The 18,870-nt window shown below is 40.1% G+C and carries 27 protein-coding genes; 18 read left to right on the top strand and 9 right to left on the bottom strand.

Translation table 11 applies throughout. The features are described from left to right. The first annotated feature begins 11 nt into the window (after positions 1 to 11). Both QUF49_RS18615 and treR read left to right on the top strand, forming a co-directional pair. A complete protein-coding gene (locus QUF49_RS18615; protein ID WP_289497176.1) occupies positions 12 to 152 on the top strand; it encodes a hypothetical protein in 141 nt (46 codons plus the stop codon). Between the two features lie 32 nt (positions 153 to 184). Next, positions 185 to 901, top strand: a complete 717-nt coding sequence (gene treR / locus QUF49_RS18610) for a trehalose operon repressor (protein ID WP_289497175.1) — start codon at positions 185 to 187, stop codon at positions 899 to 901. A 72-nt stretch (positions 902 to 973) separates the two neighbouring features. Here the strand turns inward: treR and QUF49_RS18605 are convergent, their stop codons facing one another. Then, on the bottom strand, positions 974 to 1,447 hold the full coding sequence (locus QUF49_RS18605) for an NUDIX domain-containing protein (protein ID WP_289497174.1): 474 nt from the start codon (positions 1,445 to 1,447) through the stop codon (positions 974 to 976). A 174-nt stretch (positions 1,448 to 1,621) separates the two neighbouring features. Here QUF49_RS18605 and nhaC point away from each other — a divergent pair, with 174 nt between their 5' ends. The 3 genes from nhaC to QUF49_RS18590 all read left to right on the top strand — a co-directional run bounded on the left by nhaC (position 1,622) and on the right by QUF49_RS18590 (position 4,567). Further along, positions 1,622 to 3,022 (top strand): Na+/H+ antiporter NhaC, encoded by a 1,401-nt coding sequence (gene nhaC, locus QUF49_RS18600; RefSeq protein ID WP_289497173.1) that lies wholly within the window; start codon positions 1,622 to 1,624, stop codon positions 3,020 to 3,022. A 97-nt stretch (positions 3,023 to 3,119) separates the two neighbouring features. Beyond that, complete coding sequence (locus tag QUF49_RS18595) at positions 3,120 to 3,659, top strand: helix-turn-helix domain-containing protein (protein ID WP_289497171.1); 540 nt, start codon at positions 3,120 to 3,122, stop codon at positions 3,657 to 3,659. Between the two features lie 122 nt (positions 3,660 to 3,781). Beyond that, complete coding sequence (locus tag QUF49_RS18590) at positions 3,782 to 4,567, top strand: phosphatidylserine decarboxylase (RefSeq protein ID WP_289497170.1); 786 nt, start codon at positions 3,782 to 3,784, stop codon at positions 4,565 to 4,567. A gap of 24 nt (positions 4,568 to 4,591) precedes the next feature. Here QUF49_RS18590 and QUF49_RS18585 read toward each other — a convergent pair whose 3' ends face one another. The 3 genes from QUF49_RS18585 to QUF49_RS18575 are packed head-to-tail and all read right to left on the bottom strand — an operon-like array spanning position 4,592 to position 8,174. Next, positions 4,592 to 6,490 (bottom strand): PTS fructose transporter subunit IIABC, encoded by a 1,899-nt coding sequence (locus tag QUF49_RS18585; protein WP_289497169.1) that lies wholly within the window; start codon positions 6,488 to 6,490, stop codon positions 4,592 to 4,594. Further along, positions 6,487 to 7,425 carry a 1-phosphofructokinase gene (gene pfkB / locus QUF49_RS18580; protein WP_289497168.1) on the bottom strand — a complete coding sequence of 313 codons (939 nt, stop codon included), beginning with the start codon at positions 7,423 to 7,425 and terminating at the stop codon, positions 6,487 to 6,489. The genes QUF49_RS18585 and pfkB overlap by 4 nt, the downstream gene beginning before the upstream one ends. Continuing rightward, positions 7,422 to 8,174: a DeoR/GlpR family DNA-binding transcription regulator gene (locus QUF49_RS18575; protein WP_289497167.1), complete on the bottom strand. Its 753-nt coding sequence runs from the start codon at positions 8,172 to 8,174 to the stop codon at positions 7,422 to 7,424. The genes pfkB and QUF49_RS18575 overlap by 4 nt, the downstream gene beginning before the upstream one ends. A gap of 178 nt (positions 8,175 to 8,352) precedes the next feature. Between QUF49_RS18575 and QUF49_RS18570 the strand changes: the two genes are divergently transcribed. Together QUF49_RS18570 and QUF49_RS18565 are read left to right on the top strand one after the other, a co-directional pair. Further along, positions 8,353 to 9,180 (top strand): aminoglycoside N(3)-acetyltransferase, encoded by an 828-nt coding sequence (locus QUF49_RS18570; protein WP_289497700.1) that lies wholly within the window; start codon positions 8,353 to 8,355, stop codon positions 9,178 to 9,180. 56 nt (positions 9,181 to 9,236) lie between these two features. Beyond that, positions 9,237 to 9,614, top strand: coding sequence for a YggT family protein (locus tag QUF49_RS18565; protein WP_289497166.1), 378 nt, complete (start codon positions 9,237 to 9,239; stop codon positions 9,612 to 9,614). Between the two features lie 297 nt (positions 9,615 to 9,911). Here QUF49_RS18565 and QUF49_RS18560 read toward each other — a convergent pair whose 3' ends face one another. Continuing rightward, on the bottom strand, positions 9,912 to 10,253 hold the full coding sequence (locus QUF49_RS18560) for a DsrE family protein (protein ID WP_066243245.1): 342 nt from the start codon (positions 10,251 to 10,253) through the stop codon (positions 9,912 to 9,914). A gap of 119 nt (positions 10,254 to 10,372) precedes the next feature. Here QUF49_RS18560 and QUF49_RS18555 point away from each other — a divergent pair, with 119 nt between their 5' ends. Beyond that, a complete protein-coding gene (locus QUF49_RS18555) occupies positions 10,373 to 11,116 on the top strand; it encodes an AIM24 family protein (protein WP_289497165.1) in 744 nt (247 codons plus the stop codon). 90 nt (positions 11,117 to 11,206) lie between these two features. Here the strand turns inward: QUF49_RS18555 and QUF49_RS18550 are convergent, their stop codons facing one another. Beyond that, entirely contained in the window at positions 11,207 to 11,743 is a 537-nt protein-coding gene (locus tag QUF49_RS18550; RefSeq protein WP_289497164.1) for an Hsp20/alpha crystallin family protein, read from the bottom strand. 11 nt (positions 11,744 to 11,754) lie between these two features. Further along, a complete protein-coding gene (locus QUF49_RS18545; RefSeq protein WP_251323247.1) occupies positions 11,755 to 11,973 on the bottom strand; it encodes a spore germination protein in 219 nt (72 codons plus the stop codon). A 156-nt stretch (positions 11,974 to 12,129) separates the two neighbouring features. Between QUF49_RS18545 and QUF49_RS18540 the strand changes: the two genes are divergently transcribed. From QUF49_RS18540 to abc-f, 7 genes are all read left to right on the top strand, one after another. Next, complete coding sequence (locus QUF49_RS18540) at positions 12,130 to 12,351, top strand: spore germination protein (RefSeq protein ID WP_289497163.1); 222 nt, start codon at positions 12,130 to 12,132, stop codon at positions 12,349 to 12,351. A 55-nt stretch (positions 12,352 to 12,406) separates the two neighbouring features. Continuing rightward, positions 12,407 to 13,033: a spore germination protein GerPC gene (gene gerPC / locus QUF49_RS18535; RefSeq protein ID WP_289497162.1), complete on the top strand. Its 627-nt coding sequence runs from the start codon at positions 12,407 to 12,409 to the stop codon at positions 13,031 to 13,033. Beyond that, complete coding sequence (locus tag QUF49_RS18530; protein WP_289497161.1) at positions 13,008 to 13,178, top strand: spore gernimation protein GerPD; 171 nt, start codon at positions 13,008 to 13,010, stop codon at positions 13,176 to 13,178. Before gerPC ends, QUF49_RS18530 begins: the two co-directional genes overlap by 26 nt. 9 nt (positions 13,179 to 13,187) lie before the next feature. Then, positions 13,188 to 13,583: a spore germination protein GerPE gene (locus QUF49_RS18525; protein WP_289497160.1), complete on the top strand. Its 396-nt coding sequence runs from the start codon at positions 13,188 to 13,190 to the stop codon at positions 13,581 to 13,583. Beyond that, the gene (locus QUF49_RS18520) at positions 13,580 to 13,780 is read left to right on the top strand and encodes a spore germination protein GerPB (protein WP_289497159.1); all 201 of its coding nucleotides are present in this window, start codon (positions 13,580 to 13,582) and stop codon (positions 13,778 to 13,780) included. The genes QUF49_RS18525 and QUF49_RS18520 overlap by 4 nt, the downstream gene beginning before the upstream one ends. 12 nt (positions 13,781 to 13,792) lie before the next feature. After that, positions 13,793 to 14,233 carry an Hsp20/alpha crystallin family protein gene (locus QUF49_RS18515; RefSeq protein WP_289497158.1) on the top strand — a complete coding sequence of 147 codons (441 nt, stop codon included), beginning with the start codon at positions 13,793 to 13,795 and terminating at the stop codon, positions 14,231 to 14,233. A 266-nt stretch (positions 14,234 to 14,499) separates the two neighbouring features. After that, positions 14,500 to 16,137, top strand: a complete 1,638-nt coding sequence (gene abc-f / locus QUF49_RS18510) for a ribosomal protection-like ABC-F family protein (RefSeq protein WP_289497157.1) — start codon at positions 14,500 to 14,502, stop codon at positions 16,135 to 16,137. 26 nt (positions 16,138 to 16,163) lie between these two features. Here the strand turns inward: abc-f and QUF49_RS18505 are convergent, their stop codons facing one another. Continuing rightward, on the bottom strand, positions 16,164 to 16,415 hold the full coding sequence (locus QUF49_RS18505) for a hypothetical protein (protein WP_289497156.1): 252 nt from the start codon (positions 16,413 to 16,415) through the stop codon (positions 16,164 to 16,166). 75 nt (positions 16,416 to 16,490) lie between these two features. Here QUF49_RS18505 and QUF49_RS18500 point away from each other — a divergent pair, with 75 nt between their 5' ends. The 3 genes from QUF49_RS18500 (at position 16,491) to QUF49_RS18490 (ending at position 17,912) form a co-directional block, all read left to right on the top strand. After that, complete coding sequence (locus QUF49_RS18500; RefSeq protein WP_289497155.1) at positions 16,491 to 16,934, top strand: DUF6376 family protein; 444 nt, start codon at positions 16,491 to 16,493, stop codon at positions 16,932 to 16,934. A 115-nt stretch (positions 16,935 to 17,049) separates the two neighbouring features. Beyond that, positions 17,050 to 17,202, top strand: a complete 153-nt coding sequence (locus tag QUF49_RS18495) for a hypothetical protein (protein ID WP_289497154.1) — start codon at positions 17,050 to 17,052, stop codon at positions 17,200 to 17,202. A gap of 308 nt (positions 17,203 to 17,510) precedes the next feature. Next, positions 17,511 to 17,912 (top strand): hypothetical protein, encoded by a 402-nt coding sequence (locus QUF49_RS18490; RefSeq protein WP_289497152.1) that lies wholly within the window; start codon positions 17,511 to 17,513, stop codon positions 17,910 to 17,912. 155 nt (positions 17,913 to 18,067) lie between these two features. On the opposite strand, the gene QUF49_RS18485 is transcribed toward QUF49_RS18490, so the two are convergent. Beyond that, positions 18,068 to 18,799, bottom strand: coding sequence for a Bax inhibitor-1/YccA family protein (locus QUF49_RS18485; protein WP_289497151.1), 732 nt, complete (start codon positions 18,797 to 18,799; stop codon positions 18,068 to 18,070). Positions 18,800 to 18,870 lie beyond the last annotated feature (71 nt).

The raw sequence follows: 18,870 nt of genomic DNA, 5'->3' as shown, positions 1-18,870 counted from the left end.
TTCATTGAAGGTTGATTGTAGTGCAAGGTGTGAGACTCCTGCGGGACAGGTGGGCAGGTGAGACACTTAAGAGTGAAACGTTAAGAATGTGGCTCACCGCCTGCCCCGCGGAAAGCGAGCACCTGGAACGAAAATCAACTACAATCATTTAAAAATAATGCTACAATATTCATGGTGAATAATGATGCGAAAAAATAAATTTCAAGAAATCTATCAAGAACTATCAACTCAAATACAAGAAGGTGAGCTGCGTGCGAATACGCAGCTTCCTTCAGAACATGACCTTGCTGACCGTTACGATACGTCGAGAGAAACGGTCAGAAAAGCACTCAACCTCTTATCCCAAAACGGATTTATTCAAAAGATTCGTGGTAAAGGCTCAATCGTCTTAGAAACAAACAAGCTCAGCTTTCCTATTTCTGGTCTAGTCAGCTTTCAAGAGCTTTCAGAAACGATGGGGAAAAGCAGTGTAACGACCGTTCATGATTTCGGACTGATCGAGCCAGACCAATTTTTACAGCAGCAGCTGCAGACAGATTCAGACGAGCTGATATGGAAAGTTCTTCGTTCGAGACAAATTGATGGTGAGACCATCATTTTGGACAAAGATTATTTTTTAAAAAAATATGTTCCAAAGCTTTCGAAGGAAATTGCAGCTAGATCCATTTACGATTATTTGGAGAATGAGTTAGGATTGAAGATCAGTTTTGCAAAAAAAGAAATCGTGGTTGTAGATTGTACGGAAGAAGATAAGAGATTGCTGGATCTAGGCGGCTTCAAACATATCGTAGTCGTGAAAAACTATGTGTACCTGGATGATGCCAGCCTTTTTCAATACACAGAGTCACGCCACCGATTAGATAAGTTCCGATTCGTTGATTTTGCGAGACGGGGAAGATAGATAGAAAAGGAGCAGGTAATGAAGCCTGCTCTTTTTTGTCTTTAATAACTCGCTTGATTGTTATGTCTTGTACTAATTGATGTCACCAACATAGGTTTGTCCTATGTATTTACTATCATTAATCTGCTGAATCATAGGAATTAGTTCTTTCGGAAAGAAATTAAACTCAGATAGTTTAGAAATAGGCAGCCAAACAATACCGAGTTGAGTTGAATCGGGTTCATTGGGTGAAAACTCGTCAAGAATTCCTTCATCAATCTTCACATCAAAAATATGCTCAACGATGTGTGCTTGGTTATTTTCTTGCTGCTCGATGATGTGGTTTTTACTAATGAATTCTCGAACCCATAAGAGGGGACCTACTCTTACCTCCACACCTATTTCCTCAATGCATTCTCGCATAACTGCATCTGGCAGTGTTTCATGAAATTCCTGACCACCACCCGGTATAACATATTTGCTGCTGCCCTTAATTCCTTTTTCTATCGTTAACACGTGGTTATCTTTAATAATCAATGCTTTTACAGAACTTCGAATTTTGTACAATACCAATCAGCCTCCGTTCAAATTCTCTTCTTTAATTTACCATGCTGGTGATGTTGACAGCTTCTATAAAGTCCGTTATCATGAGAAACAGTTACACACACACTTCAACGCATAAAAGCGTTTAAGTGCAATAGTGAATTAATCTTTTGATTAATACGAACGGAGAGATTCATCATGAAAAGACAAATGACATTGCCAGTGGCACTCGTTTTATTTGCAGCGATCTTTGCTGTTATGTTTACGAGTCTTGTATATATAAAAGTAGAACCTCATATCCCGTTATTAGCCTGTTTAGTATTGCTCGGAGCTGTAGGTGCAGCGTTCGGAGCTCCGTGGAAAACGATTGAGAAAGGAATACTAAACGGCATCATATCAGGATTGCAGCCGATTATGATCTTATTGACGGTCGGACTTGTCATTGCCAGCTGGATGTTAAGCGGAACAGTCCCGACACTTTTGTTTTACGGAATGGATATCATACAACCAGAGTGGTTCGCAGTAAGTGCGCTGTTCATTACGGTGATTGTCTCTACATTTACTGGAAGTTCTTTCACCACAGTTGGTACGGTGGGTGTAGCACTGATGGCAATCAGCCACGTACTGGGCGTTAATCCTGCATTAGCAGCGGGTGCCATTGTATCTGGTGCATGCTTTGGAGATAAGATGTCACCACTATCTGATTCAACGAACTTTGCACCTGGGGTTGTGGGAGTAAATATGTTTGAACACATCCGTCATATGATGTGGACGACTGTTCCTGCATTTATTTTAACAGCTATCGCTTTCTTTTTTCTCGGAGGAAATGGAGGCAGCGCAAATCTTCAAGAAATCAAAGAAATTCAATCCGTGCTTTCAAGTGAATTTCCAATTCATGCCTTAACACTTGTGTCACCGATCGTTGTTTTGGTTTTAGCATTCCGCAAACTGCCGATCATACCTATCTTGTTAACCGGAGTAATTGTTTCAATTGCAGTAGGATTTTTCTTAGTGCCTGATCTGACATTGCAAAAAGTGATCAATGTGATGCAGAACGGATTACAGGCTGAAACAGGGAACGCGACAGTAGATAGCATAGTCAACAAAGGTGGACTGATGGCTATGATGTGGTCGATCTCACTTGTTTTAGTAGCTCTAGCATTAGGTGGAGTCATTCAAGCTCTTGGAATGTTCGATCTGTTATTTGGAGCAGTAAAAGACACAACACAAAAAGCTGGTAAATTGATTGCGACAACACTAGCTTCTTCTGTTGGGATCAATTTGCTTGCAGGTGAAATGTATCTTTCAATCCTTTTACCGGGCCAGGCGTTAAAAGATGCTTATGTAAAATCGGGAGTTCCATTAAAAAACTTATCTCGAACAGTAGAAGATGGTGGAACACTTGTTAATCCGCTCGTACCTTGGAGTGTAAGTGGTGCATTCTTCGCTTCAACCTTAGGGGTATCCGTTGTTGAATATATCCCATTTGCTTTATTCCTATGGCTATCACCAATGTTTACGTTATTATTAGCGTTCACAGGTTGGAGTATCGGTCAAAGTAAAAGTGATGAAAAAAATAATGAACATGCAGCAGCATGAAGCTGAAGAAGCGTCCTATTGACAGGACGCTTTTTTTGTTGACAATATTAACAATTATTATTATCATTATCGATAACAATAACAAAAGGATGGTTTTATGAATCAAAAAAGTAAAGCGGATTTAATTTTACATCCTGTTCGCATGAAGATCATACAGCACCTTGCAAAAGGTTCAGCTACCGTTTCGGAATTAAGGGGATGGATATCAGATGTCCCGCAAGCCACACTATATCGACATTTAAACGTACTTAATAAGAACGAGATCATATATGTAACAGACGAGAGAAAGGTCCGTGGTGCTGTTGAACGGACTTATGCGCTTGAACAGGATACGGCATACATTTCAGCTGAGGAAGCAGCTAATCTTTCAAAAGAAGAACACATGAAGATGTTTATGACGTTTATATCCAATATTACTGGAGACGTTGAAGCTTATTTAAATGGTGATACAAATCTAAATACAGACATATTTGGGTATAATCAATTAGATCTTTATTTAGATGGAGAAGAGTGGGAAGAATTGAGCCGTGGTATGCAGGAGCTAATCAGTAAATATGTTCCTAACAGGCCTACTAAACGAAATAAAAAGGTTACGCTCGTGCAGATGTTAGTGCCAGAACCAAAAGAGAAACAATAAAGGCAATAGAAAGGCTGATATATTTTGCAGAATGATTTATACTTTGCATATAAGCAATTTCCAACATCAGGAACCGTTATCGATAATGATAACATTCATTTAAATAAAGCAGGTGATAGTAGATGAATATGACACGATTTTATAGAAATTTGTTTGAATTGAACGGTCATCCCGTTATAGCACGTTCATTAAAAAGATTTGCTCAGTCCAAAGTAAGTAAACCTTTAATCCCGCATTTTGTTAAATTGTACAAAATCAATATTAACGAGGCGACCCGTCAACTTCATGAATATAGCTCACTTCATGACGTTTTTGTACGTGATTTAAAGCCAGATGCGCGCCCGATTACATTAGAAACTAATGCGTTTGTGAGTCCGTGCGACGGCGTTTTATCCGTTGTTGATGAGCTTACAGAAGAAAGCCGTTTTACTGTAAAAGGACAAGAATATACAGTTGCTGAACTTTTAGGTTCTGAAACAGAAGCTAGGAAGTATTCTGGAGGACAAGTATTTGTTTTTTATTTAAGTCCTACAGATTATCACCAAGTACATGTTCCAGTGGATGCTGAAGTTGAGTCGGTATATACACTTGGACGAGAGGCTGCACCAGTTAATGAACTAGGTTTACGCCATGGCATTCGGCCGTTGACCCGCAATTACAGGCTGGTTTCCAAACTCAATGCGGCTGGTCAACCACTTGCACATGTTATGGTAGGTGCGTTGAATGTTAATACGATTGAACGCACGAATCATGAGCCTGTTGTTAAAAGAGGAGATTCGTATGGATATTTCTCATTTGGTTCAACAGTTGTACTATGTATTCCAAAAGGAGCGTTAAACTTCACTGGCAAAAAGGGCTCAGTCAAAATGGGTGAGATCCTAGGACAATGGATTCCAAAGGGAATATAAACAGCACACAAAAAAAGAACACGCTTAAGCAGCGAGTTCTTTTTTGTCTTCTTGTACTTCTTTCTTCAAGCCACCAGCAATTAGAGCAGTCACGATAGAACCGATTAGAATCGCTAATACATAAAGCAAAGGGTTTCCATTTACGATCGGAATGACGAACGCTCCTCCGTGCGGGGCCGGAAGTCCGATTCCAAACACCATTGAAAGCGCACCAGCTATAGCTGAACCTGCAATTGCAGCAGGGATTACACGGCCTGGATCGGCTGCTGCGAATGGTATTGCACCTTCCGTAATGAACGAACCTCCCATAATGTAATTTGTTTTGCCTGCTTCTCTTTCAGCTTTTGTATATTTCTTTTTAAAAATGGTAGTGGATAAAGCGAGCCCTAGCGGCGGAACCATTCCACCAGCCATGATCGCAGCATGTGGAGCAAAGTTGCCAGCATCAATCATCGCAATTCCAAACGTGAAAGCTGCTTTATTGATAGGGCCACCCATATCGACCGCCATCATTCCGCCTAAAATCAAACCAAGCAAGACAAGATTGCCAGTGCCCATTCCTTTCAACCAAACGGTTAATGCGTCGTTCAATGCTTTTACAGGTTCAATTACAATGAACATCATAATAAGACCGGTTAAGAGAATGCCGAATAGTGGATATAAAAGGACAGGTTTGATGCCTTCTAACGAGTTAGGCAAATTGCTGAAAAGCTTCTTTAACCCGATTACAAGATAACCAGCTAAGAAACCAGCGATCAATCCGCCTAAGAAACCAGCACCACCAGTTGCTGCCATAAATCCTCCAATCATACCTGGTGCGAATCCAGGTCTATCCGCTATACTCATCGCGATAAATCCAGCCAGCACTGGAATCATAAGAGCAAAAGCGTTGCCTCCACCAATTGTACTTAGTGCTTCAGCGATCGGGTGATAAGAAGGGTCTTTAGGGTCGGCTGCATTAATGCCAAAGATAAATGAGATAGCGATTAAGATCCCGCCTCCAACGACAAAGGGAAGCATGTTGGAGACGCCGCTCATCAAGTGTTTATAAAATCCGCTCCTTCCAGGACGAGCAGTCTTCGAATCTTCGTCAGACGAAGATTTCCCAGTACTTTTGTATATAGGTGCATCTTGCTTCAGTGCTTTTTGGATAAGCTCTTGTGGCTTTCTAATACCTTGTGCAACGGGAACTTGAATGACATGTTTACCATTGAAACGTTCCATATCCACCTGCTTATCTGCCGCGACAATGATTGCATCTGCTTCTTCAATGTCCTTTTTAGTAAGCTCATTCTTCACTCCGCTGGACCCATTTGTTTCAACTTTAAGGAAAACATCCATTTCCTTTGCTTTTGCTTTTAAAGCATCAGCGGCCATATACGTATGAGCGATTCCAGTTGGACATGCCGTAACAGCAAGGATTTTTTGTTTAGAAGAGGAAACGATGAGATCGTCGTCTTTCTCCATCTCTTTTTCTTTTGCATCAATTGCTTGTAAGATTTCTTCAGCTGAGCTCGCAGAGTCAAGTCTAGATCGGAATTCAGCATCCATTAGGAAGCTGGAAAGCCGTGAGAGAGTCGCTAGATGATCATTGTTAGCGCCTTCATAAGCGGCAATCATAAAGAATAAATGCGCGTTCTGACCATCTAGAGATTCATAGTCAATCCCGTTTTGTGAGCGGCCGAAAGCGATGGCAGGCTCCTTGACCGCATTTGTTTTTGCATGGGGAATTGCAATTCCCTCACCAATACCCGTCGTGCTCTGACTTTCTCTTGCTAGAATCGCCTTTTTATATTCATCTTTGTCATTGAGTTTGCCAGCAGAGTCCAGTTTTTCAATAAGTTCGTCAATGACGGCTTCCTTGGATTGTGCTTCTAAAGATAGTAAAATTGTACTTTTTGTTAGTAAATCAGTGATTTTCATAATAACTCCTCCCTGAAGTTAGCAGTTAGCTCTTCAATAAGAATCTGTTTTCGCAAAATTTCAGCCTGTTTTTTTGTGCAAAGGTCTTCTGAAAATGCAGTAGCACTCCCAGCAGCAACTCCGTATTGAAACGCTGCTCTCATTTCACTTTCTTGAATGATTTGAGAAAGGAATCCTGCTACGACAGAATCTCCAGCACCAACAGAGTTTTTTACCGACCCGACAGGCACGTTAGCAAAAAGTACGTCATCTTTACTTATGAAAAGTGCACCTTCTCCTGCCATAGAGACAATTACATGCTGAACGCCTTCTTTAAGCAATTTTTTGCCATAAATAATGGCATCTTCTTTATTTTCAATCGTGACTTGAAAAAGATCACCGAGTTCATGATGATTCGGCTTGATTAAGAAAGGTTTATGTTTAAACGTTTTTCTTAAAGCTTCTCCAGATGTGTCGATAACTGCTTTAATCCCTTTTTGATTACATTTTTCCGTGATGTGTGCGTAAAAATTATCCGAGATGGAGGGTGGGATACTTCCTGCTAAAACGAGAATATCGCCTCTGTTCATCTCATCAAGTTTTTGAAATAAGGAATTTTGCTCTTTTTCCGTGATCAAAGGCCCCTGCCCGTTAATCTCTGTTTCTTGCTGAGCCTTGAGTTTCACATTAATTCTTGTAACTTCTGAAACATCGATAAAATCGTGCAGAATTTCCTCATTTGTTAAAAAGTCTTTAATGAAGGCACCTGTAAAGCCGCCTGTGTAGCCAAGTGCCGTACTCTCGATGCCTAAACGTTTAAGCACTCTTGAAACATTTATTCCTTTTCCGCCGGGATATATGTGTGCGCTTTTAGTTCGGTTTAATTGGCCTTCTTTGAAATCTTCTACGCTTGCTACATAATCGATGGATGGATTGAGTGTGCAGGTGTAAATCATGGTGTCACAACCCTTATGTCTGTTTTGTCTTGATAATCGTAAGCAATTTCTTCGTCAATTTCATTAGTGATAATGATAGCTTCGTTTAATTCGGCTACTTTTGAAAAAGATGCTTCGTTAAATTTTGTATGGTCAGCTAGTACGAAAGCTTTTTGTGAAAGCGATATAGCTAGTTGTTTAACCGCAGCTTCTTCTGGATCTGGTGTAGTAAATCCGGCATGAAGATGAATGCCGTTTATTCCAAGAAACACTTTATCGAATCGGTACGAACTTAAGCTATTTATGGCTGCACTTCCAACGAGTGCTTTTGTTTTAGATTTTACGAGACCACCTGTTAAATAGGTTTTAATCTCGTAATCGGTCAAAGCTTCAAGATGGGAGATCGCATTTGTTACGACAGTTACTTCTTTATCTTGTAAAAACGGAATCATCTTCAGCGTTGTAGTACCTGCATCAAGGTAGATGCAATCTCCGTTGTCAATTAAGTCAGAGGCAAATTGTGCGATTTTTTCTTTTTCTGAAGAATTTCTCGCAGATTTTTCTACTACACTCAACTCTTCGCTTTTTTGATGAAGAAGAGAAGCACCGCCGTGTACGCGTTTTAATTTTCTTTCTTTTTGAAGCTGGCTTAAATCTCTTCGTATCGTAGATTCAGAGGACGCTGTTGCATCAACTAATTCTTGTATGGTTACGACTTGTTTTTCTCCTAATACTTCAATGATTTTACGATGTCTTTCAGGTGTTAGCATCCTGACACCTCCATAGGTTCAGTTTCGTTGACACCATTGTAACGTAAGCCCTTACATTTTTCAATCAAAATCAATCATAAATAATCAAAATCAATCAATAATAATCATATCCAAAAGTATCCATCCACTTTGCTATAATAATGGAAATGTCGTAAAAATAGAGAAAGTAGTGAGTGGAATGACAGATATAGAATTAAACACAGATTATCCGAAAACAAAAGTTTCATTAGCAGATGATCTTCGGAAATTGGGATTGAAGAAGGGGATGACGGTTATCGTCCATTCAAGCTTAAAGTCTTTAGGGTGGGTGATCGGCGGTCCTGTTGCCGTCATTCAGGCTTTAATGGACGTCCTAACTGAAGAAGGTACATTAGTCATGCCAACACATACTGCTCATTATTCAGATCCTGCAGGATGGCAGAACCCGCCAGTACCAAAAGAGTGGTGGCCAGTGATTCGAGAGGAAATGCCAGCTTTTGATCCTGAGATCACTCCGACCTATTTTATGGGAGCTATTGTTGAAGCATTTAGAACGTTTCCAGGTGTGTTAAGAAGCAATCATCCGACAGAATCGTTTGCTGCTTGGGGAAAGAATAAAGAAACAATCATAAACGGTCATACATTAGATTTTGGTTTGGGTGAACAATCACCGCTTGGAAAAATGTACAAAATGGATGGTTTTACATTGTTATTAGGTGTTGGTTATGATTCGAACACAACAATGCACCTTGCTGAACACCGTATACCGAATCTCAAAACAGAAGAAAATGCAGGCCCATTTTATAAAGAGGGAAAAAGAGTTTGGGAGACGTTCACTCAGGTAATTTATCGAGAAGAACTATTTGAGGAGATCGGAATGGCATACGAAAAAGCTGATTATCCCGTAAGTATAGGGAAAGCTGGGCTCGCGGAATGCAAGTTGATTCCGCAAAAAGAAATAGTGGATTTTACTATGAATTGGCTGCTACAGCATGATAAGAGCAGCAAGCCTATTAATCACGCATAATGTTGATTGAATGAGGGTATGTTTATAAGCAAATCCAATGAAATGAGGGAATTGCTATGAGACGTTCCGTACCCGCTACAATTATTTCATTTATTGTTGGTATCATTCAGCTTATCTTAATTTTACGATTCATTTTTCAACTGTTTAATGCAAATGAAGGAGCCGCATTCGCACAGCTTATTTACGGACTTAGTCAACCGCTGCTCTTGCCGTTTGCAGCCATTTTCCCTAACATAGAGCTTGCCAACGGCTTTGTGGTTGAACTGTCCACGATCATTGCAATTATTGTATATGGTGTAGTCGGCATGCTTCTGAAACGACTTTTCTCTGTTAGAAAAGAGCCTGTTCATAAGGAGACCGTAATTCGAGAAGAACCTAGAATTCAAGACGACCCGAATGTACGTGAAAAAAGAATCATTAGAGAAAGAAGATAACTAGCAAAAAGCGCACATCGCGAAAGTGAGATGTGCGCTTTTTCTTTGACTTTCTTAAGGCTATTCTCTAAAGGATTGCTGCACTTTGGAATTTCTCTCTTCCTATGCAAGTTGGTTGTAGCGCAAGGTGCGAGACTCCTACGGGACGAGCGGTCAGGTGGAGACTCCTAATGGCGCAAAGCGGCAGGAGGCTCACCGCACGCCCCGTGGAAAGCGAGCAACCTGGAGCGGAAATCAACTACTAACAACAAAAGCAACCTTGTATACGAAAAGAGCATTTTCTCCCAATACTATGTATTACGCAATCGTAATGACCTCGTACTTCGCAGAAAGCTCTACAAAATGTGCCATTCCAGAAATTTCTCCGGCAGCAAGTTCCTTTTCCACGTTATAATGGTCAACACATGTTTTGCAACCGAACACTTTTACGCCTTTATCTTCCATTTCCTTAAGATGCAACGAACAAAGAGATTGTTCTGTGAGACAGTAAACGCCACGGTTCATAAAAAAGATAGCAGCTGGCAAGTCCGATTGTTGCTTTAATACCGTAAAATACGTTTCCATCACGTTTTCACCAAGAGCAGAGTCGTTACCAGTACCAAATGAATCTGTCGTTACAAGAATGATTTTATTTTGCATTTAAATCACACCTCTCTATTAAACTTTTGGCGTTAGCCAAGGCTCATTATGTGAATTATACCATGCTTTGTTTACGCAAAGTCACACTTTGGTATGCTAATAAGAGGAGGGTGATCTATGTGAATGAATCTCTTTTTACTGTAATTGAAAAAGAAGAAGGGCGTCGCGCAACCTTTGAAGTCCTCGAATATAAACAATTGCCCGTTACTAGTGCGGGATCAAGTTCTTCGTATTATGCAAAAGAAACAGGAATTACGTTAAAACAAGTCCGGATTACGTTACGACAAGGAGCTGTGCAGGCTGAAGCGGGGGCACTGCAGTTTATGAAAGGTGACCTTGGGCTGAAAAGCAATGCTGGCGGAGTAGGCGGATTTATGAAGAAGATGGCATCCAACATCTTAACAGAAGAATCTCTATTTAAACCCCTATACGAAGGAACAGGCGAGATCTACCTGGAACCTTCTTACGGCCACTATTTATTATTGAATTTAAACGACGAAGAAGTGGTGGCAGATCGGGGAATGTTTTATGCTGCGGAGCCTTCTGTCCAATTAGGCGTGGCAAGGCAAAAGCTCACTTCCTCTATAAAAGGTGACGAAGGGCTGTTTCAAACCAAACTGAAAGGATCAGGCTTTTGTGTTCTCCAAAGTCCAGTACCACTGCAGCAAGTTATGAAGGTACAGCTTCATAACGAAAAACTCCAAGTGGATGGCAGCTTCGCGCTCTTAAGAAAAGGGGATATTGATTTTTCAGTAAAACGAGCTTCCTCTTCTATTATTGGGTCTGCTACTAGTGGTGAAGGATATCTTCATGTTTTTGAAGGAACGGGTGAGGTTTGGCTGGCGCCAACATTAGGCAAATAGAAAAAGAGCTCCTTTTCTCTAAAAGGAGCTCTTCATTTTTGTTTACTAACCAAATTTCTGCTGTTGTTGCCGTTACTTTTTACAGGCGTTTCAGCCATCATCGCTAGGAACATCAGCAGTACCATTGCTGCCATTGCTGTTCATACGATTACTGCCTTTATCGCTGTTTTGGTCCATGACTTGAATCGGAACGGTTGGATTCATCACTTCCCCGCCGTTTTTGTTGACGGCTATCGTGAGAATTCCATTCGTATATTGAGCTTTAACATCTTCATTTCGAAACATAAAAGGCAGCTGAACGAACCGCTCAGTTCGTTTCATAGCTTTTCTTTCTTGAAAATGCCCCGTTCTCTTATTTTTCATCGACCGAATTTCTTCTCTTTGGGCTTTGATTTGAAGTCCTTGGTTGAGAACTTCAATCTGAATATCTTCTGGGTTATATTCTTTTAAGTTTGCATAAACTCGATAATCTTCCGCTGTTTCTTCTGTATCAACCTCAAAAGACATTTGTTCCGCATATTGCTCGAATTGGGACAACCCTTTACTTACGAACTGCTCAAAAGATTTTAGCCAGTCATCCATAGAACGGTTATTAAAAAAAGGCATCAATGGACCTTTGTCAAACATCCGTATTCCCCCTACGCATTGCCGGCATTGTTGGAATCAAAAACATCAGGATCCAGCGTATTTGTAGCACTGACCACATTTATTGTTTGTATAAAGTTCCCTGTATTTCCTCCGCCAGAACCACTGTATCCCTTGCCTGTCGTTTTTGGATTGATTACTAATGTATCACCGAAATTCACAACCCCTTCTGCTGCATTAATGTTAATAGGAGCAACAATTAAACAGGGCACTTCAGCACCCCCCTTATTTTTATTTACGAGTGTGACGTCGTCCTTTACAGATAAGTTATGTAGGTAGAAGCCTAAAGGTGAATGTTAAGTACAGGAACAGAAAGATGGGCGAATGCATACGATGTGGGGAGTACTTGAAAGTGGGGATGAACGTATATGCCAGCTATAGTGGGATCTATATCAGTAAACTCCATATCCAGCGGCAGTATCCTTCATGTAGGCGATGTCCAGACGATCTGCCCTGTTAGTTATGCAAAAACGTATGCAGGAGCGGGTTCCTTTAACACGGGTGATAATCTTCGTGTGCACAATGGCTACAACGTGACGTATACGCAAGATCCTGATGTGAATGACAACACTGCAGCAGCAAATTTTTAAACGACAAGCAAATTCCTTAGGAAGAGGGCATACATCTTACTAAGGAGCTGATCGTATGAACGAAGAAAGTAACTATTATCTTAGTAAGCTTCAGCAGATGATACAAGATCAAAATGACAAGATCAGAGGTATGGAGCTTCAGATTCAAAAGCTGCAAAAACAAATGAAAGAACTTTCTTCAAAACCTCAAACGGTAGAATATAAGTTTGATCAGTTAAAAGTCGAGAAGCTCGAAGGGACACTTCATATCGGTCTTGGGCATTCTGCGGAAAGCAAAGACTTGATCGAACAGTTCAATATTGGCCAGAATACAGTTCAAATGCCGGGAGAAATGAAGCGAAGTTCGATCGAAAATCCAAACTACCGTGAGATGATCCAAGTAATGGATGGCTTTTTCGAAAAAGAAGCTCCTGTTTATTTAAAATCTCTTGAAAATAAAATGAATGTTCCGTTAGATGAGAACTATCGGATCTTCATACTCGAAGATGTGCAGCGTCAAGTACCAGGGCGGATCAAACACTACCTTACAAAATATGAACCTAAAGATGAAAGAGGCAGAAAAGATATCATTCAAAAAACCAAAGAGGACATCTATCGCGGAATCGAAACATTTATCGTTCATTTAAGAGATTCCAAATCTAATGGAGGTGACGAGAATGAAATTTTGCGTAACCAACCATGAGTTGTATGTCGGAGAAATCAGCATCATTGGTGTGGGTTTATCGTCGGTTGTATTAATTGGAGACTCAGATTGCATCAGTCTTGGTTCAGCTTTTGACACACCGCCTGAATCACTTGTTTTAGGAACATCACTCGTGCCGCTATAGAGGTGTGCTATGTACAGAACATCAATTGTCGATTGTGTTAACCTTAATTCACTTGCTTCATCTTCCGTTTTTCAGACGGGAGATTCAGATAAGATCAATTGTTATTCTGCCGCACTTGCCATACAAAGGGAAAGTACAAAGTTTGGTACTTTTAATGTTCCTTACAGTAAATACAAAGTTTTTTCACAGCCTGTTTTAGTGCCTATATGTCCGCCATACAAGATCAAAGAAACGTATAACGCGAACTCTTTTATTAGAGTGGGGAAAGTTGATATTCTTGGGGTGTCTAGTTCAGCGCTGCTCCATATCGGCTCAGTCAATGACATAAAGCTGCAATCTCGAGTAAAGCATGTTCGTAACTTCTTAACCAATCCTTATCCGGAAAATGAGGAGGAGGAAGAATGAATCTTTTTGTTAGTCAGACGATCGTCATCCAGCAAATTAGAGTCGATGGTATACAAAATTCATCTGTACTCCAAATAGGGAGTGCAGGAGTGATTCAGCCGATTTCGCAATTATTTAACACAGGCGGTTTTACAGGTCCTGCCCCTCAGATTCCGGATCCAGATAATCCTTCTGTTCCTTTAGGGCCGCCTTCTTAAGAGGTGATTGAATTGGACACTTGGAAGCAAATGATGGACTGGAAAAGGATGGCTGAAGAATATTTTGGGGATCAGTTTTTTACCCCTAACCAAGGTACGAACACCGATGCAAGAAATGAGAGCCCTCTTTGCAACATTTACGAAACCCCTCAGGAAATATGCTGTGTATTGGCTCTTCCTGGTTTGAATCGTACAGAAGATGTTGAGGTCATGGTCGATCCATTCAAACTGACTGTTCAAGGGAAATTGTCATTGACGATGGATTCCTATAGACTCAATGCCGAAGAATTTCAGCTTGGTGAATTTAAACGTGAGGTCACACTCCCTGTAAGAGTACTGCAGGAACCTGTTCAGGCTTTTTATCGGAAGGGGCTATTATTTATTCGTTTATTAAAAGACTCTCGGCCTGGAGCGAACCAGCGAAAGGTAAATCTGAATTGGGTGCAGGAATGATGCGAGGATGCTTGACTGATTCATAGGATATCGCTTACAATTTAGAAAAATAACGGAAGGAACAGGTGTATACGTCCAATGCGCAATTAATCTTATTTTAGCCATTTACTTGAATAAAAAAGTAGAATGCTAGATAGGATTTCTCTGCCCATTTTTAGGACTTTACAACAGCCTGTTTTTTGTTGCGAAAAACGTGTAATCACGTTTTTTAGTGATATAATTTCGGCTTGGGCAGACCTCTCTAGTCATAATGGGAGGTTTTTTTTATGCTTTTATTAGAAGCTAACAGACTAGAAAAGTCATATAAAGGAAGATTGATCTTAAGACAAACTGAGCCATTGCAGCTTTTTTCTGAAGATCGTATCGGTTTGGTCGGAATGAACGGAACAGGAAAATCCACTTTCTTAAAGCTGCTGACAAGAATGGAGGATGCAGAAGCAGGATCTGTACGTCATTACGGGTCATTTGCTGTTGTGAGCCAGTTCGATGACGTGGAGAAGGCGATAACCGCCAAAAGTGAAGGAGTTTGGGACCTTAACGGGAAAAAGTATGAGACGATGAGCGGCGGTGAAAAAACACGTACTCAGATTGCTGCTGCACTTGAACTAAATCCTGATATCCTCATACTTGATGAACCCACTTCCCACCTGGATGTGGAGGGAATGGATCAACTAGCAAAAGTTCTTAATCACTTCAAGGGTGCAGTGTTACTCGTTTCTCATGACAGAGTGTTTCTCGATATGGTGTGCACAAAGATTATCGAGCTAGATCAGCAAACGTTCACAGCTTATACAGGCAATTATTCAGAATATCTAATCCAAAAAGAACAAAAAAATGAGCGCCAGCAGTTCGAATATGAACAGTATATAAAAGAAAAAGCAAGGCTTGAGAAAACGGCGAAAGAAAAAGCGTCAAAAGCAAAAGGTATGAAAGATAAACCCGCACGCATGTCCTACAGTGAAGCGAAGTTAGGAAAGGGTAAGCTTCAGGGGGCGAAACGGTCACTTGAAAAAAAGTCAAAGGTAATCGAAAAAAGAATAGAGATGCTCGATAAAAAAGAAAAACCAGTGGAGCAGCAAAAAGTTGAATTTAATATACAGCGCTTCTCCGTTATTCATGGTAAACAGGCAATCTCAGTAAAGGAACTCTCAGTCGGGTTTGATCACCGACAGCTATTTCAAAATCTATCGTTTACAATAAAACCAGGGATGAAGGTTGTTTTAACAGGAAAGAATGGAACAGGAAAATCAACACTGCTCAAAGAGATCTACAGAGGCAATGAAAATATTATAAAATCTAAACAACTTAAAATCGGTTATTTTCATCAGCATCTAGATCTATTAAATCCTGCCAAAACCATTCTTGAGAACGTCATGGAAAACAGTTTATACGATGAGAAATGGGTAAGGACTATACTGGCCAGAATGCTATTCAAACGTGATGATGTATTTAAAAAAGTCGAAGTGTTAAGCGGTGGAGAAAAGATGAAGACGGCATTAGCAAAGCTGTTTTTGAGTGATTATAACTTGTTATTGCTGGATGAACCTACGAACTATCTGGATCTTTTCACACGAGAAGCGCTGGAAGATGTCTTGATGGCTTACCCGGGAACTTTTATTCTTGCTACTCATGATAGAAGGTTGATCGAAAAGACGGCAACACATATCTTGGAGTTGCAGCCCCCAAAAGCAATATGGTTTGAGGGGGATTATAACGAATTTAAAAGAGCGGGTGTTAAGCAGGTAACAAATGAATCTGCTCAAGAAGAAGTGATGCTTAAACTGCAGTTGGAGAAGACTGAGCTAATCAGCCAGCTTTCCATCTGTACGAATGAAAGTGAGAAGGTTAAGCTGGATCATCGATACGAAGAGGTTCTTAGTGAATTAAGGAAGCTGAAGTCATAAGAAAGAGCCGTTCCAAAGGAGCGGCTCTACTTATTTTTATCTGCTTTTACAGGTGGTTCTTCTTGATCAGTGATTCCTGAATCATAGCTGATCTGTCTTAAATCTTCTTCGTCGGCAACCGTACCTCCAGCCATTCCTTCGTTTATCATCCTGTCGATGTCCAAATAAAGATCTTTTTTGCCTTCATATTCTTTATCTTTTTCATTCATGTTCTTCCCAGCCTTTCTTTTATAGTACATCTCTAGGTTGTCCTGTTTTGAAACTTTCTTGCGTACCAATCCGTATGAGAAGGTAAGGTGACATGAGGAACGAGTAGAGTAGATTATGAAATTAAAAAGAAATGAGGAGATCGTATGAAGAAAACATTAATTGCTGTTCTTTTATCGTTCAGTGTTTTAACAGGTTGTTCAGCAGTAGAAGACGTGACAAACGGTATTAATTATGTTCCAGCAGCAACTGAATATATAAATGATGTACAACAATTTTCAAAAGACATCCCTGGCTTAGCTGAAAAGGCAATATCTGATCAAAATGCCCGTGTTGAACTAGAAAAAGCGCTTCAAGATATGAATGCAGATATAAAAGAATTTAACGGACTGACACCTCCGTCCGTTTTTGAAGATGTTCATAACCAGGTGATGGACCATAATCAGACGTTGCAAGATGGAATTGATAATTATTTAACTGCCGTAAAGAACGGAGAATTAAGTCCGGATTTCTTGAAGGAAAGTGGTTTGTTAGATGACATAGCGGTTTACACCGACTTGTTAAATGATATTAAGAAGCTCGGGGAGTAATACTTTCTTCTCAAGTTACTCACTTTAATCACTAATTTTTTTAAAATTTCATGTTACATTTCGACTAATTTCGGGAATATGACAATGAGATAATTGGTGAGGGTGGGTAAATATAATGGATGACTATCATATGAAGATTGAAGATTACATGCAGTTGTTGAAGAAAAGATACAAAAAAGGCAGGATTCAAGCGAAACAATATCGCAAACGGTTGGAGCTTATACACCTATGGCACGTACGGGGCGTTGTTAAAGTGCCAAAGGAATAATTAACAAAAGACATATCTTTGACGATAAATGTATAAACACGACTAGTCTTGGCAGGTGCAGCATGTTTCCAATAAATACTACATTCGTAAAGCTTGAGCATACAAAATATGATTATATGTTTCATATTGCGTTTGCCGTTCTTTTCTGTTTATATAGTTTTTTACTTCTTTTTTCCAGCAAACTGCTGGGTTTTTTGTTTTTTATTTATGGTTTAGTTTTGTTAGGCTTCACCGTCTGGAAAGGGATAAGAATTATATACTCGATTCCCGGAGTACTGCTGGGCTTAACCATATTATTTTTCAGCAGATTGTTTTGGATCGGCGCATTTCAAATCCTGCCAGTGTTCTTTTATGAGATCTTTCAAGTTGTATTTTTTCTTGGATTCGGTTTCGGAATCGCCTTGTTGTACAGCTTGACATGTAAGGCAGCTCCGTTTTCAAATAGAATTCAAAGACACGTGGTTCATGGAACGTACTTTGCTACAGGAATTTTGCTTCTTCCATATACGTGGATCTTTAGCTATGGAGCGATAATGCAAAGTAACTATAACAGTCTAGTGTGGGCAGTGCTTATCCTCATCTTGTGGGGGATTTTATATGTGGTACAGTTAATCACATTTCCAAACAAAGCAATGGGTATGGCGCTTTACGCTGTTAATATTGGCGTTGGATGCTGGACGGTTTATAGATGGATAGCGATTTTAACATAAGAAAAGAGAAGCCATAATCGGCTTCTTTTTTTTTACACGATCAGAAAGTATAACTTGTTAACACGATGATTTTTGACGTGGCAACAAGTTTAGGATCTCGGTATAAGCGCAACTATGGCTGACGCGATAAAGGCTAGGCGTCAGCCAAGTTTTCTTTAACGGCTTCTTAATTTAGCGAGCAAGTGCAAGATCTCAAAATACAGCCAGATCAAAGTGACCATAAGCCCGAATGCTCCGTACCACTCCATATACTTAGGTGCACCTCGATCTGCACCATATTCAATAAAGTCAAAATCAAGTACAAGATTCAGTGCGGCAATAACGACAATGAATAAGCTAATTCCTATTCCGATCGGACCTGTACTGTGAAGGTAAGGTACACTCATTCCGAAAAAGCCTAAGATAAAGCTAGTAATGTAAACAAGCATAATTCCCATTGTTGCTGAGAATACAATCAATCGAAAGTTATGAGTAACTTTAATGATCCTAAACATATAGGCAAGCAGTAAGGCAAACAAAGTTCCGAATGTTAAAGCTACAACTTGCAATGTAATTCCGTTAAATTGCGACTCGAAGCTTGCTGATATTCCTCCAACAGCCAGGCCTTCCAACGCTGCGTAAACGGGTGCAAGCAAAGGAGCGGTTTTAGGAACGAAAGCAACGATTAAAGCTGTAACGAGTCCTCCAACCATACCGATAACAATATAATGACCAACAGGATTTCCTAAACGATATTGGTACCATGTAAATATCGCTGTTGCCATCAATACAATCAGCAAAGCAAACGTCTTATAGACGGTTCCTGACAATGTCATTCTATCACTAAAAGACGTTCCTCTAAATTTATCAAAAGTTGAACCTTTTAAAGCAGGATTAGCACTTCTCATATAAAGACCTCCTTAGCCTCTCTAAATGAAATATACGATATTTTATCATTAAAGTTTCATGTACAGTTTTG

The organism is Fictibacillus sp. b24 (assembly GCF_030348825.1).
Lineage (GTDB): Bacteria > Bacillota > Bacilli > Bacillales > Fictibacillaceae > Fictibacillus.
This window is presented reverse-complemented; position numbering and strand designations above follow the sequence as displayed.

Excerpts from the sequence above, each read along its gene's own strand:
- QUF49_RS18500 (WP_289497155.1), top strand. The coding sequence starts at position 16,491 with ATGAAGAAAACATTAATTGCTGTTCTTTTATCGTTCAGTGTTTTAACA.
- treR (WP_289497175.1), top strand. The coding sequence starts at position 185 with ATGCGAAAAAATAAATTTCAAGAAATCTATCAAGAACTATCAACTCAA.
- abc-f (WP_289497157.1), top strand. The coding sequence starts at position 14,500 with ATGCTTTTATTAGAAGCTAACAGACTAGAAAAGTCATATAAAGGAAGA.
- QUF49_RS18540 (WP_289497163.1), top strand. The coding sequence starts at position 12,130 with ATGCCAGCTATAGTGGGATCTATATCAGTAAACTCCATATCCAGCGGC.
- QUF49_RS18590 (WP_289497170.1), top strand. The coding sequence starts at position 3,782 with ATGAATATGACACGATTTTATAGAAATTTGTTTGAATTGAACGGTCAT.
- nhaC (WP_289497173.1), top strand. The coding sequence starts at position 1,622 with ATGAAAAGACAAATGACATTGCCAGTGGCACTCGTTTTATTTGCAGCG.
- QUF49_RS18560 (WP_066243245.1), bottom strand. The coding sequence starts at position 10,253 with ATGCAAAATAAAATCATTCTTGTAACGACAGATTCATTTGGTACTGGT.
- QUF49_RS18550 (WP_289497164.1), bottom strand. The coding sequence starts at position 11,743 with ATGTTTGACAAAGGTCCATTGATGCCTTTTTTTAATAACCGTTCTATG.
- QUF49_RS18530 (WP_289497161.1), top strand. The coding sequence starts at position 13,008 with ATGAAATTTTGCGTAACCAACCATGAGTTGTATGTCGGAGAAATCAGC.
- QUF49_RS18585 (WP_289497169.1), bottom strand. The coding sequence starts at position 6,490 with ATGAAAATCACTGATTTACTAACAAAAAGTACAATTTTACTATCTTTA.
- QUF49_RS18525 (WP_289497160.1), top strand. The coding sequence starts at position 13,188 with ATGTACAGAACATCAATTGTCGATTGTGTTAACCTTAATTCACTTGCT.
- QUF49_RS18595 (WP_289497171.1), top strand. The coding sequence starts at position 3,120 with ATGAATCAAAAAAGTAAAGCGGATTTAATTTTACATCCTGTTCGCATG.
- QUF49_RS18565 (WP_289497166.1), top strand. The coding sequence starts at position 9,237 with ATGAGACGTTCCGTACCCGCTACAATTATTTCATTTATTGTTGGTATC.
- QUF49_RS18575 (WP_289497167.1), bottom strand. The coding sequence starts at position 8,174 with ATGCTAACACCTGAAAGACATCGTAAAATCATTGAAGTATTAGGAGAA.
- QUF49_RS18495 (WP_289497154.1), top strand. The coding sequence starts at position 17,050 with ATGGATGACTATCATATGAAGATTGAAGATTACATGCAGTTGTTGAAG.
- gerPC (WP_289497162.1), top strand. The coding sequence starts at position 12,407 with ATGAACGAAGAAAGTAACTATTATCTTAGTAAGCTTCAGCAGATGATA.
- QUF49_RS18570 (WP_289497700.1), top strand. The coding sequence starts at position 8,353 with ATGACAGATATAGAATTAAACACAGATTATCCGAAAACAAAAGTTTCA.
- QUF49_RS18520 (WP_289497159.1), top strand. The coding sequence starts at position 13,580 with ATGAATCTTTTTGTTAGTCAGACGATCGTCATCCAGCAAATTAGAGTC.
- QUF49_RS18485 (WP_289497151.1), bottom strand. The coding sequence starts at position 18,799 with ATGAGAAGTGCTAATCCTGCTTTAAAAGGTTCAACTTTTGATAAATTT.
- pfkB (WP_289497168.1), bottom strand. The coding sequence starts at position 7,425 with ATGATTTACACCTGCACACTCAATCCATCCATCGATTATGTAGCAAGC.